This is a genomic window from Streptomyces sp. DSM 120436, from assembly GCF_055778765.1.
This window is the reverse complement of sequence record NZ_JBSKBS010000001.1, coordinates 3,902,329-3,920,989: the sequence shown is the minus strand read 5'-3', so window position 1 is coordinate 3,920,989 and position 18,661 is coordinate 3,902,329. Positions and strand designations below refer to the sequence as shown.

The 18,661-nt window shown below is 73.4% G+C and carries 14 protein-coding genes; 5 read left to right on the top strand and 9 right to left on the bottom strand.

Going from position 1 to position 18,661, the window contains the following annotated elements:
• The first annotated feature begins 203 nt into the window (after positions 1-203).
• The 3 genes from ACWH4W_RS17485 to ACWH4W_RS17475 all read left to right on the top strand — a co-directional run bounded on the left by ACWH4W_RS17485 (position 204) and on the right by ACWH4W_RS17475 (position 6,566).
• On the top strand, positions 204-3,119 hold the full coding sequence (locus ACWH4W_RS17485; protein ID WP_473076651.1) for a glycoside hydrolase family 48 protein: 2,916 nt from the start codon (positions 204-206) through the stop codon (positions 3,117-3,119).
• A gap of 138 nt (positions 3,120-3,257) precedes the next feature.
• Entirely contained in the window at positions 3,258-5,915 is a 2,658-nt protein-coding gene (locus ACWH4W_RS17480; protein WP_473076650.1) for a cellulose binding domain-containing protein, read from the top strand.
• A 57-nt stretch (positions 5,916-5,972) separates the two neighbouring features.
• Positions 5,973-6,566, top strand: coding sequence for a chloramphenicol phosphotransferase CPT family protein (locus ACWH4W_RS17475; RefSeq protein ID WP_473076649.1), 594 nt, complete (start codon positions 5,973-5,975; stop codon positions 6,564-6,566).
• On the opposite strand, the gene ACWH4W_RS17470 is transcribed toward ACWH4W_RS17475, so the two are convergent.
• Together ACWH4W_RS17470 and ACWH4W_RS17465 are read right to left on the bottom strand one after the other, a co-directional pair.
• Positions 6,535-7,278 (bottom strand): class I SAM-dependent methyltransferase, encoded by a 744-nt coding sequence (locus ACWH4W_RS17470; RefSeq protein ID WP_473076648.1) that lies wholly within the window; start codon positions 7,276-7,278, stop codon positions 6,535-6,537. The genes ACWH4W_RS17475 and ACWH4W_RS17470 overlap by 32 nt on opposite strands.
• 5 nt (positions 7,279-7,283) lie before the next feature.
• A complete protein-coding gene (locus tag ACWH4W_RS17465) occupies positions 7,284-7,589 on the bottom strand; it encodes a 4a-hydroxytetrahydrobiopterin dehydratase (protein WP_473076647.1) in 306 nt (101 codons plus the stop codon).
• 123 nt (positions 7,590-7,712) lie between these two features.
• Between ACWH4W_RS17465 and ACWH4W_RS17460 the strand changes: the two genes are divergently transcribed.
• Together ACWH4W_RS17460 and ACWH4W_RS17455 are read left to right on the top strand one after the other, a co-directional pair.
• On the top strand, positions 7,713-8,531 hold the full coding sequence (locus ACWH4W_RS17460) for a helix-turn-helix domain-containing protein (protein ID WP_473076646.1): 819 nt from the start codon (positions 7,713-7,715) through the stop codon (positions 8,529-8,531).
• A gap of 267 nt (positions 8,532-8,798) precedes the next feature.
• A complete protein-coding gene (locus tag ACWH4W_RS17455) occupies positions 8,799-9,662 on the top strand; it encodes a helix-turn-helix domain-containing protein (protein ID WP_473076645.1) in 864 nt (287 codons plus the stop codon).
• A gap of 13 nt (positions 9,663-9,675) precedes the next feature.
• Here ACWH4W_RS17455 and dnaK read toward each other — a convergent pair whose 3' ends face one another.
• From dnaK to ACWH4W_RS17420, 7 genes are all read right to left on the bottom strand, one after another.
• Positions 9,676-11,562, bottom strand: coding sequence for a molecular chaperone DnaK (gene dnaK / locus ACWH4W_RS17450; RefSeq protein WP_473076644.1), 1,887 nt, complete (start codon positions 11,560-11,562; stop codon positions 9,676-9,678).
• A gap of 97 nt (positions 11,563-11,659) precedes the next feature.
• A complete protein-coding gene (locus ACWH4W_RS17445) occupies positions 11,660-12,403 on the bottom strand; it encodes a glycerophosphodiester phosphodiesterase family protein (protein WP_473076643.1) in 744 nt (247 codons plus the stop codon).
• A 66-nt stretch (positions 12,404-12,469) separates the two neighbouring features.
• Positions 12,470-12,898, bottom strand: a complete 429-nt coding sequence (locus ACWH4W_RS17440; RefSeq protein ID WP_473076642.1) for an OsmC family protein — start codon at positions 12,896-12,898, stop codon at positions 12,470-12,472.
• A 100-nt stretch (positions 12,899-12,998) separates the two neighbouring features.
• Positions 12,999-14,819 carry a vWA domain-containing protein gene (locus ACWH4W_RS17435; protein WP_473076641.1) on the bottom strand — a complete coding sequence of 607 codons (1,821 nt, stop codon included), beginning with the start codon at positions 14,817-14,819 and terminating at the stop codon, positions 12,999-13,001.
• Positions 14,816-15,877 (bottom strand): ATP-binding protein, encoded by a 1,062-nt coding sequence (locus ACWH4W_RS17430; RefSeq protein ID WP_473076640.1) that lies wholly within the window; start codon positions 15,875-15,877, stop codon positions 14,816-14,818. The genes ACWH4W_RS17435 and ACWH4W_RS17430 overlap by 4 nt, the downstream gene beginning before the upstream one ends.
• Before the next feature lie 130 nt (positions 15,878-16,007).
• Positions 16,008-18,089, bottom strand: a complete 2,082-nt coding sequence (locus tag ACWH4W_RS17425) for a phage holin family protein (protein ID WP_473076639.1) — start codon at positions 18,087-18,089, stop codon at positions 16,008-16,010.
• Between the two features lie 123 nt (positions 18,090-18,212).
• Entirely contained in the window at positions 18,213-18,614 is a 402-nt protein-coding gene (locus tag ACWH4W_RS17420; RefSeq protein ID WP_473077529.1) for a hypothetical protein, read from the bottom strand.
• Positions 18,615-18,661 lie beyond the last annotated feature (47 nt).

Genomic DNA, 18,661 nt, shown 5'->3' with positions numbered 1-18,661 from the left:
TGGAACCGCTCCCACTGGTGTCCATGAAGTTAGCGCCAAGTGACGATGAAGAACAGAGGGTGCGCGGACATTGGCATTTCTTGCGGTGTCGAATGTTTTCGATTCGCACCAAGGGTTGACCGGTCCACCCCCCGTCCCCACTATGGGAGCGCTCCCACTGGTTCAAGCCTTGACATGTACGAGTCGCAGGAAGGACCAGCACCATGCATCCCCCACCCCGCAGACGCGGTGGCGTGCGACGTCTCTTAGCGGTCGCCGTGACCGCCCTCGCGCTGCCGCTGACGATGCTGTCGACGGGTACCACCCCCGCCCGGGCGGCGGCCGTCCAGTGCAGCGTGGACTACAAGACGAACGACTGGGGTTCGGGCTTCACCGCCGACCTGACCGTCACCAACCGCGGCACCGACGTCATCGACGGCTGGACCCTGACGTACGACTACACGGGCAACCAGCGCCTGGTGAACGGCTGGAACGGGAGCTGGTCCCAGTCCGGCTCCACCGTCACCGTGAAGGACGCCGGGTACAACGGCCGGATCGCCGTCGGCGCCGCCGTCACCGCCGGCGCCCAGTTCTCCTACAGCGGCGCCAACGCCGCGCCCACCTCCTTCTCGGTCAACGGCACCGCCTGCGTGGGCGCCCACCAGCCGCCGATCGCCGTGCTGACCAGCCCGGAGGCCGGCTCGGTCTACACCCAGGGCGAGACGGTGCCGCTCGCGGCCACCGCCGCCGCGGCCGACCGGGCCACCATCACCAAGGTCGAGTTCTACGACGACACCGAACTGCTCGGGACGGACACCTCCGCGCCGTTCACGCTGTCGGTCGGCGGACTGGCCGTCGGCGCCCACTCCCTGGTGGCGAAGGCGTACGACAGCATGGGCGCCTCCGCCTCCTCCGCCCCGGTCGGCATCACGGTCGCCTCGGGTCCCGCCGTGGTCGCCAGCCCCTCCCAACTGGGCGTGCGCCAGGGTGAGTCGGGCACCTTCGAGGTGAAGCTCTCCAAGCAGCCGAGCGGGAACGTGACCGTCACGACGACGCGGGCGAGCGGCACCACGGGGCTGTCCGTGTCCTCCGGCGCGAGCCTCACCTTCACCCCGTCGAACTGGAGCACCGCTCAGAGGGTGACCGTCGCCGCCGACTCCTCCGGCACCGGTCAGGCGGTCTTCGAGTCCACCGCGCCCGGCCACGCCAAGGCGGCGGTGACCGTGACCCAGCTGGGCGCGACCAAGTCGTACGAGGCGCGGTTCCTGGAGCTGTACGACAAGATCACCGACCCGGCGAACGGCTACTTCTCCCCCGAGGGCATCCCGTACCACTCGGTCGAGACGCTGATCGTCGAGGCGCCCGACCACGGTCACGAGACCACCTCGGAGGCGTACAGCTACCTGCTGTGGCTGCAGGCGATGTACGGCAGGATCACCGGGGACTGGACGCGGTTCAACGACGCCTGGGAGACGATGGAGCAGTACGCCATCCCGACCGCCGCCGACCAGCCGACCACCTCCTTCTACGACCCCTCGAAGCCGGCGACGTACGCGCCCGAGCACGACACCCCGAACGAGTACCCGTCGCAGCTCGACCCCGGCGTCTCCGTGGGCCGTGACCCGATCGCGGCGGAGCTGAGGTCCGCGTACGGCACCGACCAGGTGTACGGCATGCACTGGATCCAGGACGTGGACAACGTCTACGGCTACGGCAACTCGCCCGGCAAGTGCGAGGCCGGACCGTCGGACACCGGCCCGTCCTACATCAACACCTTCCAGCGCGGCCCGCAGGAGTCGGTGTGGGAGACGGTCACCCAGCCGACCTGTGACGCCTTCAAGTACGGCGGCCCCAACGGCTACCTGGACCTGTTCACCAAGGACGCGTCCTACGCCAAGCAGTGGAAGTTCACCAACGCCCCCGACGCCGACGCGCGTGCGGTGCAGGCGGCGTACTGGGCCGACCTGTGGGCGAAGGAGCAGGGCAAGGGCGGTGAGATCGCCGGAACCGTCGCCAAGGCCGCCAAGATGGGCGACTACCTGCGCTACGCCATGTACGACAAGTACTTCAAGAAGATCGGCAACTGCACCAGCCCGTCCTGCCCGGCCGGCACCGGCAAGGACGCCTCGCACTACCTGCTCTCCTGGTACTACGCCTGGGGCGGCGCCACCGACACCTCGGCCGGCTGGGCCTGGCGCATCGGCTCCAGCCACGCGCACGGCGGGTACCAGAACCCGCTCGCCGCGTACGCGCTGGCCAACCACGCGCCCCTGAAGCCGAAGTCGGCGACGGGCGCGGAGGACTGGGGCAAGTCGTTCCAGCGCCAGCTGGAGTTCTACCGCTGGCTGCAGTCCGACGAGGGCGGCATCGCGGGCGGCGCGACCAACAGCTGGGCGGGCCGCTACACCACTCCGCCAGCCGGTACGCCGACCTTCTACGGCATGTACTACGACGAGAAGCCGGTGTACCACGACCCGCCGTCGAACCAGTGGTTCGGCTTCCAGGCGTGGTCGATGGAGCGGGTGGCCGAGGTGTACCACCAGACGGGCAACGCGCTCGCCGAGTCGGTCCTGGAGAAGTGGGTGGACTGGGCGCTGTCCGAGACCACGGTCAACCCGGACGGGACGTTCCGCTTCCCGTCCACGCTGAAGTGGTCCGGCAAGCCCGACACCTGGAACCCGTCGTCACCGGGCGCCAACAGCGGGCTGCACGTCGAGGTCGTCGACTACACCAACGACGTCGGTGTGGCCGGCGCCTACGCCAAGATCCTGACGTACTACGCCGCCCGCTCCGGTGACACCGAGGCGGCGGACACGGCGAAGGCGCTGCTGGACGGCATGTGGGAGAACCACCAGGACGACCTCGGCATCGCCGTCCCGGAGACCCGCGCCGACTACGAGCGCTTCGACGACCCGGTCCACATCCCGTCCGGCTGGACCGGCACCATGCCGAACGGCGACCGGATCGACTCGTCGTCGACGTTCGTCTCGATCCGCTCCTTCTACAAGGACGACCCGGCCTGGTCGAAGGTCGAGAGCTATCTGAAGGGCGGCGCCGCGCCGGTCTTCACGTACCACCGGTTCTGGGCCCAGGCGGACATCGCCACGGCCATGGGCGCGTACGCGGAGCTTCTCGAATAGTCCCCGCCGACGCTCCGTGTACCGGCCCCGGCACCTGACGCCGGGGCCCACCGGGCCGGGCGGTCCCCTCGCGCACGGGGGACCGCCCGGCCTCGCACGCTCCGACGCCCCTCCCCCACGAGAGAGGAAACCCCCACCGTGCGAAGAACCCGTGTCCTCACGGCCGTGCTCGCCCTGGCGGCCGGTCTGCTCGCCGGCGGCCCGCCCGCCCTGGCCGCCGACGCCCCGGCCGTCGCTCCCGCCGCCGTCTCCGGGGCCGCCGCCGACACCTACACCTGGCGCAACGCGCGCATCGACGGCGGCGGCTTCGTGCCCGGCATCGTCTTCAACCGCAGCGAACCGGACCTGGCGTACGCCCGCACCGACATCGGCGGCGCCTACCGCTGGCAGGAGTCGACGAAGAGCTGGATCCCCCTGCTGGACTCGGTCGGCTGGGACGACTGGGGCCACACCGGCGTGGTCAGCATCGCCTCGGACGCCGCCGACCCCGACCGGGTGTACGCGGCGGTCGGCACGTACACCAACGACTGGGACCCGGGCAACGGCGCGGTGATGCGCTCCACGGACCGGGGCGCGAGCTGGCGGAAGGCCGCGCTGCCGTTCAAGCTGGGCGGCAACATGCCCGGACGGGGCATGGGGGAACGGCTGGCGGTCGACCCGCACGACAACGACGTGCTGTACCTGGGCGCGCCCAGCGGCCACGGCCTGTGGCGGTCCACCGACGCGGGCGTGACCTGGGCGGAGGTGACGTCCTTCCCCAACCCCGGGAACTACGCGGAGGATCCGGACGACGAGAGCGGGTACGCCTCGGACAACCAGGGCGTCGTCTGGGTGACGTTCGACGAGTCGACGGGGACCGCGGGCACGCCCACGCGGACCGTGTACGTCGGGGTCGCCGACAAGGAGAACGCCGTGTACCGCTCGACGGACGCGGGCGCGACCTGGGAGCGGCTGGCCGGCCAGCCCACCGGCTACCTCGCGCACAAGGGCGTCCTCGACGCGGAGAACGGCCACCTGTACCTCGCGTACAGCGACACGGGCGGCCCCTACGACGGGGGCAAGGGGCGGCTGTACCGGTACGCCACGGCGACCGGCGCCTGGACCGACATCAGCCCGGTCGCGGAGGAGGACACCTACTTCGGCTTCAGCGGGCTGACCGTGGACCGGCAGAACCCGGGCACGGTGATGGCGACGGCGTACAGCTCCTGGTGGCCGGACACGCAGATCTTCCGCTCCACGGACAGCGGCGCCACCTGGACCCAGGCGTGGCGCTACACCGCGTACCCGGAGCGCGAGAACCGCTACGTCATGGACGTCTCCTCGTCGCCCTGGCTGACCTGGGGCGCGAACCCGTCGCCGCCCGAACAGACGCCGAAGCTGGGGTGGATGACGGAGGCGCTGGAGATCGACCCCTTCGACCCGGACCGGATGATGTACGGCACCGGCGCGACGATCTACGGCACGGAGGAGCTGACGAACTGGGACGAGGACGCCCCGTTCACCATCCGGCCGATGGTGCGGGGGCTGGAGGAGACCGCGGTCCTCGACCTGGCCTCTCCCCCGTCGGGCGCCCCGCTGCTCAGCGCGCTCGGCGACATCGGCGGCTTCCGGCACACGGACCTGACGAAGGTGCCGTCGATGATGTTCACCCGGCCGAACTTCACCTCGACGACGAGTCTGGACTTCGCCGAGTCGGACCCGGACGTCGTGGTCCGCGCCGGGCACGTGGACTCCGGCCCGCACATCGCCTTCTCGACCGACAACGGGGCCAACTGGTTCGCGGGCGCCGACCCTTCGGGCGTGAGCGGCGGCGGGACGGTCGCCGCGTCGGCGGACGGCGGCCGCTTCGTGTGGAGCCCGGAGGGCGCGGGCGTGCACCACACCACCGGGTTCGGCACGTCGTGGTCGGCGTCCGAGGGCATCCCGGCCGGGGCGGTCGTGGAGTCGGACCGGGAGGACCCGGAGACCTTCTACGGCTTCAAGTCCGGGCGTTTCTACGTCAGCAGGGACGGCGGGGCGACCTTCGAGGCGTCGCCGGCGACCGGGCTGCCGGCCGGTGACAGCGTGCGGTTCAAGGCGCTGCCCGGCACGGCGGGCGAGATCTGGCTGGCGGGCGGGGCGAGCGACGGGCCGTACGGGCTGTGGCACTCCACCGACTTCGGGCAGACGTTCACCGAGCTGCCGGGCGTCGAGGAGGCGGACACCGTCGGCTTCGGCAAGGCGGCGCCGGGCGCGTCGTACCCGACGCTGTTCACCAGCGCGCGGATCGACGGGGTGCGCGGCATCTACCGCTCCACGGACGCGGGGGCGAGCTGGGTACGGGTCAACGACGACGCGCACCAGTGGGGCTGGACCGGTGCGGCCATCACCGGCGACCCGCGGGTGTTCGGCCGGGTCTACGTGGCGACGAACGGCCGCGGTGTCGTGTACGGCGACCTCGCGGACACGGGCGGCGGCACCGACCCGGAGCCGTCCGGCGCCTGTGAGGTGGCGTACCGGGTCACCCACGCGTGGGGCGACGGCTTCCAGGCGGAGGTCCGGCTGACCAACACCGGCACAGCGCCCTGGGACGGCTGGTCGCTGGCCTGGTCCTTCCCGGGCGGGCAGCGGATCGCCCAGCTCTGGAACGGCTCGCACACCCAGTCCGGGGCCGCGGTGACGGTCCGCGACGCCGGCTGGAACCGCACGGTGACCCCCGGCTCCTCGGTCGCCTTCGGCTTCACCGCGAGCGGACCGGCGACGAACGCGAGCCCGACGGCGTTCACGCTGGGCGGGAAGGGGTGCGGGGTGCGCTGAACGTCGCCGGCGGGGGAAGATGACCCGGCCCCCGCCGGCGACCCCGAAGGAGCCCCGATGCACGGGCGGATCATCTTCCTCAACGGCACGTCCAGTTCGGGCAAGTCCAGCATCGCGCGGGAACTGCTGCGGGTGCTGGACGAGCCGTACTTCCACATGCCCGTGGACGCCTTCCACCGCATGCGCACGAGCCGGGAGATCGACGCCGGCCGGCTCCCCGAGGTGCTGCACCGCACCTGGCGGGGGTATCACCGGGCGGTCGCGGGCATGGCAGCGGCGGGAAACAACGTGGTGGTCGATCACGTGCTGAGCGAGGAGTGGCGCCTGGCCGACTGTCTCGCGCTGTTCGACCCGCGGGAGGTGGTCCTGGTCGGCGTGCGCTGCTCCCTGGAGGAGACCGAGCGGCGCGAGCGGGAGCGGGGCGACCGCCCGCCGGGTCTCGCCGCCCGGCAGTACGAACGGGTGCACGCGCACGGCGTCTACGACCTCGAATGCGACACGACCACGACGGGCCCGGCGGACTGCGCCCGCACGATCGCCGCCTTCCTGCCCCACCGCCCCTCCCCCACCGCCTTCGAACGACTCCGCGAGCCGGCGAGCCCCGCACCCGGTGAAAGCGTCACGCCGGCTTGCGGAACGCGTGGAGGGTGAACACCGGGTCCGGGCGGGGGCGGTCCTGGTCGGGGAGGGCGGTGAGGCGGGCGGCGAAGCGGTCCGCGAGGGGGTGGCCGGGCGGGAGGGTGACGAACCAGCCGCGTCGCAGGTCGTCCAGCGTGCGGCGGGGGCTGCGGCCCTGGCCGTGGCCGCGGAAGCGGGCCTGACCCGCGGGGACCAGTCCGTGCCCGGCCGCGCAGGCCGCGACCGTCGCGGGAGCGTCGGGCACGGGGCTCGGCGGGCGGTCGGCGAGCACGGCGTCGATGTCGCTGCCCACGTTGTGCGAGAGCCCCTTGTGCACGGTGGTGACGTAGACCCCGCCGGGTCTCAGTACGCGCGCGCACTCGGCGACGACGGCGCGCACGTCGGCGGGGTCGGTCAACAGGTGCAGCAGCCACACGCTGACCACCGCGTCGAACCGCGCGTCCCGGAAGGGCAGCCGGCGGCTGTCGGCCCGCACCACGGCCCCCGGCAGGCGGGCGGCGGCCCGTACGGTCATCGACGTCGACAGGTCCACCCCGGTGACCCGCAGTCCGGGGCGGGACGCGGGGAACAGCCGGGTCACGATGCCGGTTCCGCAGGCCACGTCCAGCAGGCTCCGCGCCTGCCGCGGGACGAGACCCAGCACGGCCTCGGCGGCGGCCGCCGCGCGGGGTTCGCCGCCGCGCAGGGCGTCGTAGTGCTCCGCTTCCTCGTCGTAGTCCAGCACGCGCCTCAGTGTGCCCCGTGGGCGGGCGCCAGGTCCTCCACCCTGCGGGCGAGCTCGAGGTCCTTCTCGGTGACGACGCCGCCCGCGCTGTGCGTGTGCACGGACAGGGACACGGTGTGGTGGCCGAGGGTGAGGTCGGAGTGGTGGTCCAGCTCGTCCTGCACCCGGGCTACGTGGACGACCATGGCCGCCGCCGCGACGTGCGAGTCCAGCCGGTAGGCGCGGGTGAGGCGGTCCCCGTCGAGGGTCCAGCCCGGCAGCTCGGCGAGCCGGGTCTCGATCTCCGTCCGGGACAGCGGTTCGACGGGCATGGGCTGCTCCTTCGCCGGGTCGGCTCTCGTGGCGCGTCCAGGCTGCCACAGAAGGTCCTGCCGTGCCCTGGTCGAAGGGCTGGAGGCTCCCCCCTACGGCCGTTGTTCGACTACCGTCTCGGCATGACCACCGCACCCCCCGACCCCGTCTCCCGCACCGAGGGCGTGGGTCCGCTGCTGCGCGCCTGGAGGCAGCGGCGGCGGGTCAGCCAGCTGGAGCTGGCCCTGCGCGCCGGCTCCTCCGCCCGGCACATCAGCTTCGTCGAGACCGGCCGCTCCCGGCCCAGCGAGGAGATGGTGCTGCGACTGGCCGAACACCTGGACGTGCCCGTGCGGGACCGCAACGCGCTGCTCCTCGCGGCCGGTTACGCGCCCCGCTACCCACAGACCCCGCTGGACGACCCGGCGCTGGAGGTCGTGCGCACCGGCATCGAGCGGCTGATCGGCGGCTTCGAGCCGTACCCGGCGCTGGTGGTGGACGCGGCGTACGACGTGGTGGCGGCCAACCGGGGGGTCACGGCGCTGTTCGACGGCGTTCCGGAGTCGCTGCTGACGCCGCCGCTGAACGCGGTGCGGCTCACCCTGCACCCGCGGGGTCTCGCGCCCCGGATCCGGAACCTGCGCGAGTGGCGCGGACACCTGCTGGAGCAGATGCGCCGGAACATCGCCCTGCGCCGCTCGGAGCGGCTGCGGGCGCTGTACGACGAGGTGGCGGCGTTCCCGGTGCCGGACGCCGCCGGGCGGGCGGAGGAACCGGCCGAACCGGTGGCGTACTTCGCGCTGCCGATGGTGATCGAGCACCGGGGGCGGACGCTGTCGTTCGTGTCGTCCCTCTCCACCTTCAACACCCCGATGGACGTGACCGTCGCCGAGCTGGCCGTGGAGACGCTGCTCCCGGCGGACCCGGCGACGGCCGCGTACCTTCAGACCTGGCTGCGCTGACGTGACTTCAACGCCCTGTGACGCAGCAGGGTGAGGCGGACGCGGCGCCGCGGTGCGGGCGGGCACGGCGAGCGGGGCCGCGGACACGGGCGGCGTCCTCCGTCGGGAGCGGTGCGTCCACGGTCCCGTGCGGGCGGGGCCGGGCCGATCACGTGCGGGGTCATGCGGCGGACGCGCGGAAACAGGGCGGTCTCCCGAGGCTCGTGAGAGTCTCGGAGGGACATGACAGGATGAACGCATGCCCGAGCGCGTTGGGGAGGCGTGGCGTTGAGTGAGCGGCGGGCCGCACCCACCGTGGGCCAGGTGGTCCTGGGACGGCGGTTGTACGAGTTGCGGGAGGCCGCGGGCCTCTCACGGGAGGAGGCCGCCCGGATCCTGCGGGTGGCGCCGGCGACGGTCCGCCGGATGGAGACCGCCGAGGTCGCCCTGAAGATCCCGTACGTGCAGATGCTGCTGACCGCCTACGGGGTGCCCGACACCGAGGCCGACGCGTTCGTCCAGCTCGCGGAGGACGCGAACCGTCCGGGCTGGTGGCAGCGGTACGGCGACGTGCTCCCCGAGTGGTTCAGCCTCTACGTGAGCCTGGAGGGCGCCGCGCGGATCATCCGCTCGTACGAGCCGCACTTCGTGCCGGGACTGCTCCAGACGGAGGACTACGCGCGGGCGGTGCTGGAGGCCGGGACCATCGGCACGGCGGGCCCGGAGGCGGTCGAGCGGCACGTGGCACTGCGCATGGAGCGGCAGCGGCTGCTGGAGCGCCCGGACCCGCCGCACCTGTGGGTGCTCATGGAGGAGACCGTGCTGCGGCGCCCGGTGAGCGGGGACGGCCGGGTGATGCGCGAGCAGCTCGACAAGCTGCTGGAGTACTCCGCGCGGGACCGGGTCACGCTGCAGGTCGCCGAGTTCGCGGACGGGCCGCACCCGGGGACGTACGCGCCGTTCTCCCTGTTCCGGTTCGCCGAGCCGGAGCTGCCGGACCTGGTGTTCACCGAGTACCTGACCGGCGCGCTGTACCTGGACTCCCGCAAGGAGGTCTCGGTGCACCTGGAGGTGCTGGACCGCATGACGGCCCGTGCGTCCTCGGCCCAGCGCACCGAGAAGCTGCTGCGGGAGTGCCGCGAGCACCTGTGAGGCGCCCGCGGGCTCAGGCCGCGCCGTCCCGCCGGCCGCCGGCGTCCTTGTCGTCGTCGACGATCTCCGCGTCGACGACGTCGTCGTCCCCCTGGGCCGCGGCGCCGGTGTCCGCGGCTCCGGGGCCGGCGCTCGCGCCCCCGGCGTCGGTCTGCGCGTACATCGCCTGGCCCATCCGCTGGCTGACCGAGGCGACCTTCTCCACGGCGGTGCGCAGCTCGGCGGTGTCGGGCGACTCCCGCTCCAGCAGCCGCTTGACGTCGGCGACGGCCGACTCCACCTCGGACCTGGTGTCGCCGGGGACCTTGTCGCCGTTCTCGTCGAGGAACCTCTCGGTCTGGTAGACGATCTGCTCGGCCTGGTTGCGGGTCTCGGAGGCCTCCCGGCGCCGGCGGTCCTCCTCGGCGTACTGCTCGGCCTCGCGCATCATGCGGTCGATGTCCTCCTTGGGCAGGGCCGAGCCGCCGGTGACGGTCATCTTCTGTTCCTTGCCGGTGCCCAGGTCCTTCGCGGAGACGTGCATGATGCCGTTGGCGTCGATGTCGAACGCCACCTCGATCTGCGGCACCCCGCGCGGCGCCGGGGGCAGGCCGGTCAGGTCGAAGGTGCCGAGCTTCTTGTTGTACGCGGCGATCTCGCGTTCGCCCTGGTAGACCTGGATGCCGACGGAGGGCTGGTTGTCGGCGGCGGTGGTGAAGATCTCCGACCGGCGGGTGGGGATCGTGGTGTTGCGCTCGATCAGCTTGGTCATGATGCCGCCCTTGGTCTCGATGCCGAGGGACAGCGGGGTGACGTCGAGCAGCAGCACGTCCTTGACGTCGCCGCGGATGACGCCCGCCTGGAGGGCGGCGCCGAGGGCCACCACCTCGTCGGGGTTGACGCCCTTGTGCGGTTCCTTGCCGGTGAGTTCGCGGACCAGCTCGGTCACGGCGGGCATCCGGGTGGAGCCGCCGACGAGGATGACGTGGTCGACGTCGGACAGCCGCACCCCGGCGTCCTCGACCGCCTGGTGGAAGGGCTTCTTGCAGCGGTCCAGCAGGTCCGCGGTGAGCTCCTGGAACTGGGCTCGGGTGAGCTTCTCGTCGAGGTGCAGCGGGCCCTCGGCGGAGGCGGTGATGTACGGCAGGTTGACGGTCGTCTCGCTCGACGACGACAGCTCGATCTTCGCCTTCTCGGCGGCCTCCCGCAGCCGCTGCACCGCCATCCTGTCCTGCGCCAGGTCGACGCCGTACTGGCCCTTGAAGCGCTTGGCGAGCCAGTCCACGATCCGCTGGTCCCAGTCGTCGCCGCCGAGGTGGGTGTCGCCGTTGGTGGCCTTCACCTCGATGACGCCCTCGCCCATCTCCAGCAGCGACACGTCGAAGGTGCCGCCACCGAGGTCGAACACCAGGACGGTCTGGTCGTTCTCCTTGTCCAGTCCGTACGCGAGCGCCGCGGCCGTGGGCTCGTTGATGATGCGCAGCACGTTGAGCCCGGCGATCTCACCGGCCTCCTTGGTGGCCTGCCGCTGGGTGTCGTCGAAGTAGGCCGGCACGGTGATGACCGCGTCGGTGACGTCCTCGCCGAGGTAGGACTCGGCGTCCCTGCGGAGCTTCTGCAGCACGCGGGAGGACAGTTCCTGCGCCCGGTAGCGGGTGCCGTCGACGGAGCCCTCCTCGGGGAACCGCCACCGGGCGTCGCCCATGTACCGCTTGACCGAACGGGCGGTGCGGTCGACGTTGGTGACGGCCTGCCGCTTGGCGACCTCCCCGACGAGCACCTCGCCGTTCTTGGCGAAGGCCACGACCGAGGGGGTGGTGCGGGCGCCCTCCGCGTTGGCGATGACGGTGGGCTCACCGCCTTCGAGCACGGCGACCACCGAGTTCGTGGTTCCCAGGTCGATTCCGACGGCACGTCCCATCGCTGTAACCCCTTCCGCCAGGCTCCACTCCGGTCTTCCACCACTTCCAGCACAAAACTTGAGCGGCCCGTTGTCAAGTGTGCGGAGGGGGTTTCGGTCAGCGGGGGCGTGACCCGTCCGGGTGGTCCCGCAGCGTCACCGCGCGGCGGGGGCGGTCGGTGACCAGGACGTCCACGCGCGGGTCGCCGAGGAAGGCGCGCATCGCCGTGTCGTCGTTGACCGTCCACACCATCGTGAACAGTCCGCCGCGGGCGGCCTCGCGCAGCACGGTGGCGCGGGCCAGCCGCTGGTGCGCGGCGACCCCGTGGGCGCCGCAGGCGCGGACGCGGCGCAGCGGCAGCAGTTCGCCCATCCGGGTGCGCACCAGCCCGCGCCGGGTCAGGCCCCGGCCGTCGCGGCCGAGGGAGAGCAGGGTGCGCACCCGCGGGCGGGCGGCGGTGAGGGCGGCGACGGAGCGGTCCTCCAGGGTGGTGGCGACGACCCCGTCCTCCCCCAGCAGGGCGACCGCCCGGTCCAGCACCTGGTGCTCGTAGCCGGTCTCCTTCAGGTCCAGGTGCGCGACGAGCTTCCCCGCGATCAGTGCCATCACGTCCTCCACGGCGGGCACCGGGTACCCGGCGCGGGCGTCCAGCGCGGCGCGGGTGAGCGTGGACAGCAGGGGGCCGGTGCCGCCCACCCGGGCGTCGTGGTGGACGACGAGGACGCCGTCCGCGGTGCGCCGCACGTCGAACTCGACGTACTCGGCGCCGGAGGCGAGTGCGTCCCGGTACGCCTCCCAGGTGGCCGGGGCGGCGCGTTCGGTCCCTCCGCGGTGGGCGGAGACGGCGGGGCGTGACGTCATGGGGCGGCTTTCGGCGGCGGACGCGGAGCAGGCCGCCCCCGCGGGGGCGGCCTGCGGGCGGACGGGTCAGGCGAGCTTCGCCGTCAGGGTGATCTCCGTGCCCTTGAGCGCCTGGCTGACCGGGCAGTTCACCTTGGCGTCCTCGGCCGCGGCGACGAAACCGGCCTCGTCCAGACCGGGGACGGTGCCCTCGACGGTGAGGTGGATGCCGGTGATGCCCGTGCCCGGCACGAAGGTGACCTCGGCGTTGGTGGTCAGCCGGGTGGGCGGGGTGCCCGCCTTGTCGAGGCCGTTGGACAGGGCCATCGAGAAGCAGCTGGAGTGCGCGGCGGCGATCAGCTCCTCGGGGCTGGTCTTCCCGTTCGCGTCCTCGGCTCGCGAGGCCCAGGTGACCGGCTGCTCGGAGACGGCGCCCGAGGAGTCGAAGGCGACGACCCCGCTGCCCTTGAAGAGGCTGCCTTCCCAAACGGTGTGCGCGGAGCGCGTGGTTGCCATGCCGCATCCTTTCGGAATGATTCCGGCCGTGAGGCCGGCGGTGCTCGGTCCGGACACCCGGATCACCGGGCGTCCCTGGTCCATCCGATCACATCACGGCTCAACTCACCCGGAAGACGGGCCCCCTCGGGGTGAAGGGCAGGGTCGCGCCCCGCGGGATCAGGTAGGCGTGCTCGCGCCGCACCCGCACCACGTCGCACCAGCCGTCGGTGACGACCAGCACGGGCGCGCCGGGCGGGAAGTCGTCGGCGCGCTCCAGCAGGTCGACACCCGGCTGGAGGACGGTGCCGCCCCGGCCGCGGACCCGCACCCTCCCGGCGATCTCGGTGACCGGCAGGTACCCCGCGTCGTGCGGCGCCGCGTCGCAGAACACCACGCGCGCGGCGGGCACGTCTCGGGACTCCGCGTAGGAGGCGATGGCGCCGAGCGCCTTGCCGAGCAGGGTCCGGTCCATGGAGCCGGAGGTGTCGAGGACCACGCCGAAGGTGCAGCGGGCGACCTCCTCGGGCGGGTACCGGCGGCCGGCGCGCGGGATGTCCGGGGTGGACGCCTGACGCCGGGAGGGCCGCGCGAACGACCGCAGGGGCTCGGGACGGGGCACGAACTCGTCGAACCAGCGGGCGAGCCGGGCGTCCCAGGGCAGCGGCGGATGGCTGAGGGCGCGGATCTCCTCGACCAGGCCCGCCGGGAGCAGACCGCGCTCCTGGCAGTCGTGCAGGTCCAGGCCCTGGGCGAGGCCGCGGCGGTAGAAGCCGTCGAGGTCGGCGCAGTCGCGGGGCGGTCCGAGCGGGCTGCCGAGGACGTCGCCGAGCCCCTTGCCGCGCGGGGTGGGCAGGCGGCGGGCGCGGCGGTCGCCCGCGATGCGGTCGTAGACCTCCTCGGCGGACAGGCCGGCGAGGTCCTTGTCGTACAGCAGGCCCTCGGGGAGCGTGCCGATCCGCATCTCCACCAGCCAGCCGTTGACGACGAAGTCGCAGGCGACGTTGAAGAGGAACGGGTCGCGGGGGCCGCAGCGGTCGCCGTGGCGCAGGGCGGCGTGCAGCATCTCGTGCGCCAGCACGAACCGCCACTCCTCGTCCTCCAGGACGCGCAGCGGGTTGACGTAGATCTCGCCCGCCTCGGCGTTGACGGCGGCGACGGAGATCTGGTGGGCGCGGGCCAGTTCGGCGTCGGCGACCAGGGTCATGCCGGAGGCGATGCCGCCGAGCAGCGGGTAGGAGGAGACGAACCAGCTCAGCGCCTTCTGCCAGGGACGGCGCGGGGCCGGGACGCCGTCCAGGCTGTCGCGGCGGCCGCCCGCGACGTCCATCGCGGCGGCGACGGTGCGGGTGAGGGCGGAGGCGAACGCGAGCTGGTGGTCCGGCGGCTGCCCGTACCACCTGTCCCAGGTGGTCAGGTGCAGGTCGGCCTCGGCGCCCGCGGTGCCGCAGCGCCGGTAGGCCTCCGGGACGCCGGTGCGCCGCCAGGCCGTGGCGAGGCGCTCCTCGTCGCCGTCGGGGTAGGCGGCGGGCAGTTCCTCGGGCGCCCGGCCGACGGGCGAGCCGAGCAGGAAGCGGTTGACGACGGCGCAGCGGGCGGCCAGCTCGCAGGCGTCCGGCTGGGTGCGGTCGCCCGCGGCGGCCGGGACGTGCCCGAAGCCGAGGTGCAGGACGGCGTGCGCCAGCGCCCACGCCCAGGTCTGCGGGTCGGCCGTCCGGTCGGGGTGGACGTGCAGCACGGCGTCCGAGTCGACGCGCACCAGGCCCTCGCGGGGCGACAGCTCGCAGTCCTCGCGGCGGCAGACGTCGGCCTCCACGGCGGCCAGCGCCGGGTTGGCCCGCATGATCCGCAGCCCCGCGGTGAACGCCTGCGCCGCGAGGTCGCGCTTGCGCTGCTGCTTGCCGCCCTTGGCCTGCGGGCCCTTGCCGCGCGTACGGCTCACCGGCGCGCCTCCACGAGACGGGGCATGTCACGGGCCGCCTCGACGAGGAACCACGACGGCAGCACCGGGTTGCCGTCCGCGTCGGGGGCGATGACGGTCTGGGCGACCTCGACGGAGATCTCGGCGAGCTGCACCAGCAGCGCCTTGGCGCGGTACGCGGTCTGCCGGCCGGCCGCCGACATGTGCTCCTTGGACGCGGGCAGTTCCTTCAGCAGCCGGCCGCGGAAGGACTCGGCGAGGTAATAGAGCAGGTCACGGTCCTCCGGGCGGTGCGGCCAGCGGGCGTCGCCCTTGAGCACGGCGTCGATGCCGAACCGGCTGCGCACGATCTTGACGTAGCCGCAGAAGGCGGTGGCGTGCGCGGGGGTGAGCGTGCCGTGGGCGAGGACCTTCAGGGTGTCCTCGTCGAGGTCGCGGCCGAAGGAGTGCAGCGCGTCGGAGAGCATGTGCCAGGAGCGGGGCGTGGAGAACGGCTCCTCGGTCTTGGGCGGCTTGGACCACAGGTGGTCGGGACGGTCGGTGAGGTGGTCGGTGATCCACGGGTGGATGCCGTTGTCCGCCGCCCACACCAGCCAGTCCGTCGAGGACGCCTCCAGGTGGACGTGGGTGAGGCGGTTGACCAGCGCGGAGGCGAGGGGGCGGGCGAGCGCGTTGTCCGTGGAGCGGTTGCCGGCGCCGATGACGACGGAGCCCTTGGGCAGCTCGTAGTCGCCGATGCGGCGGTCCAGGATCAGCGAGTAGAACGCCTTCTGCACGTCCGGGGTGGCCGCGTTCAGCTCGTCCAGGAACAGGCAGTACGGCTCGTCGCGGGCGATCGACTCGGGCGGGCAGAACACCGAGCGGCCGTCGCGGATCTGCGGCACGCCGATCAGGTCCTCGGGGGCGAGCTGGGTGCCCAGCAGGCTCACGCACTCCAGCCCGAGGCTCTCGGCGAACTCCCTCACCAGGGAGGACTTGCCGATGCCGGGCGCGCCCCAGAGGAACACCGGCCGCACGGTGGCCAGACCGAGCAGCAGCTCCGGGACACGGGCGGGGGTGACGGCGACGGCTGCCTGCACGCAGGTGCTCCCTTTCGCGCGCCTCGGCGGGCGCGGTGACGCGGACGGTGGACGACTCTCCGTCGAGGGTGTCAGCCGGAAAGCACGCCCGTCACGCGAATATCCGCCCCGGACGTCCCCGTCGCGGCCGTCAGGCCGCGCGTTCGCGGCGGTCCGGCAGGGGGCGGGCGTCGGCCTCGGCGGACTCGGTGAGCCAGCGGCGCAGGACGTGGTGGACCTGTTCGGCGCCGGCCGGCTCGGCGCCCCCGGGGGCCGGGGCGGACAGGACCAGCGGGGACAGCAGGAAGGGGCGGGACTGGGCGCCGCCGAGGCCGCCGTGGGAGCCGATCTGCTCCTCGAACGCGAGCACCTCGCCGTCCGCCGGGTCGTAGAAGGAGTTGACCATGATGTCGGCGGTGTGCGGGAAGGTGTGGGTGCGGCGCACGACGTCGGCGGCGCCGGGCCCGAACGGGGCGAGCGGTCCCGGGTTCTCGTCGAGCTCGTCCAGCGGGATCTCCGCGCCGTACGCGCCGAGCACGACCCCGCCGTGGCGTTCGCTGCGGACCAGCAGGAAGCCGATGCCGGGGTGGTTGGCGAGGGTCGGCAGCAGCGCGGGGTGCCGGGCGTCGATCTCCTCCTTGGTCATCCGGTGCGGCACGTCCGGGAAGGACACCAGGCCCAGGTTGCCGGAGGCGAGCACGACCGGTTCCGAGCCGCGGGAGGGACGGTAGTGCTCGGCGCCCTCCTCGACGGGCCGGCGCAGCGCGGCGCGGACCGCCGCGCGGGCCTCGGCGCCGCTGTGGGTGCGCCGGGCGCGGCGCGGCACGGGCAGCCCGCAGCCGGCCCTCACCAGGTCGCCGAGGGTCAGGCCGTACCGGGAGCGGAACGTCTCGCCGGGGCTCTGCCCGTGGTCGGACAGCACGACGATCCGGTACGGGCGGGGGGCGTGCTCGGCGACGTTCTCGATCAGCGCGAGGGCGCGGTCGAGGCGCCGCAGCACCTGTTCGGTGTCCCGGCTCGTCGGCCCGGAGTGGTGGGCGACCTCGTCGTAGGCGACCAGGTCGGCGTAGACGGCGTTGCGGCCGGCCAGCAGGTCGCCCGTCACGGCGGCGACCACGACGTCCCGCTCGACGACGGTGGCGAAGGCGCGCACCAGGGGGTACAGCCCGCCGCGGGAGACGCGCGGGCGCTGTCCGCGCGTCCGGGACCGCACGGACTGTCCGATCTCCCGGCCCACCTCGGCGACGAAGGACAGGGCGGTGCGCACGGCGTTGGCGGGGTCGGAGAAGTAGGCGAAGTAGCCCGCGCGGGAGCGGGCGGCCGGGCCCCTGCGGCGGCCGGCGATGGACAGCACCAGCGCCTGCTCGTCGGCGCCGCCGCTGAACAGGTTGCCCCGGCTGGCGCCGCCGTGGGCGAGCAGTCCCGCGTGGCCGGAGTGCTCGATCGCACGGGCCTGCAGCTCGGCGGCGCTGGTGGGGCGGTTGCAGACCATCACCTCGCGGCGGGCCTTCTCGTACCAGCGGAAGGCGGGGACGTCGAAGTTGCTGCCGTGCAGGATGCCGAGCTGGCTGGCGCCGGTCTGGCTGGACCAGTCGGTGCGCCACGGGGTGAGGCGGTGGGTGGGCCGGTCGCCGTCGGCGCCCAGCCAGCGGGCGACGGTGGGCATCAGGCCCTTGTCGACGGCGGACAGCAGGACGTCGTGGCCCACACCGTCGAGCTGGAGGAACACGGTGCCCGGGGTGGTCGGGCAGGGCGGGTCGGAGCGCCGTCTGCGGTCCGCGAGCCGGTACAGCCGCCGTCGGTAGGCGTCGTCGTCGCGGACGGCGAGGGCGCCTCCGGTGGCGGAGGCGACCGCGGACATCACGGCGGCGACCACCACCGCCGTCTCGGGGGCCGCCGAGCCGCGCTCGACCGGGTTGACGCGCAGCGCCACCCACAGCAGGGCGCCGTTGAGGAAGAACACCAGCAGGCCGAGGACGAGCGCGGGCACGAGCAGCAGCAGCCGCACCAGCAGCGGCCAGACCAGCGCGGACAGCAGGCCGAAGGCGCCCGCGCCGAGCGCGGCGGTGACCGCGATGTCGGTGGCGCTGCTGCCGTCGGCCGACCGCAGCCGGAAGTCCGGCAGGATGCCCGCGAGCGCCAGCATGGTGAGCGTGGAGACCGCCCACACGGTGACACTCCGTCCGATCTGACTGGCGACCCGTCGCCCTCGCCCGCCGCCCACGCCGCGCACACCTCACGTTCCCGTCTCTGGCCCGCCCCCACCCTGTCACAACGTCCCGATGAGGTGTTTCGTCCCCTGCTCCGGCGCCTGCCGCGCCTCTCGGCCCGCCCGCCAGGCCCCCGTCGTGGCCTCTCAGCGGCCGTCGTGGCCGGCGGCCGGCAGGGAGAGCCCGCGGTGCACCCGGGCCTTCGTCGCCGCGTCGTACGACGGCTCCGCGCGGCCCGCCGTCTCCACCCGCACCCCGCGCCGCGCGCACTCCGCGGTGAACCCGGCCACGGAGGACAGCGCCCGCTCCGGCACCCGCGGGCCGGGCGCCACGAACAGGCCGGCGCCGGGCCGCACCCCGTCCCGGAGCAGCGCGTGGCCGGGGCACAGGCCGCGCACCGGCAGTTCGCGGACCACCACGTACCCGTGCTCGGCGGCCCGGCGCGCGCGCACCGCGTGCCGGCCGCGGGAGTCCACCGGGAACGGCTCGGCGTCCAGCTCCTCCGGCGGCGTCGGGCTCGCGACGGCCGTCCCCCGCACCGGCGCCACGGCGTCCCTCCTCACCTCGGGCTCACCTCGGGCTCACCTCGGGTTTT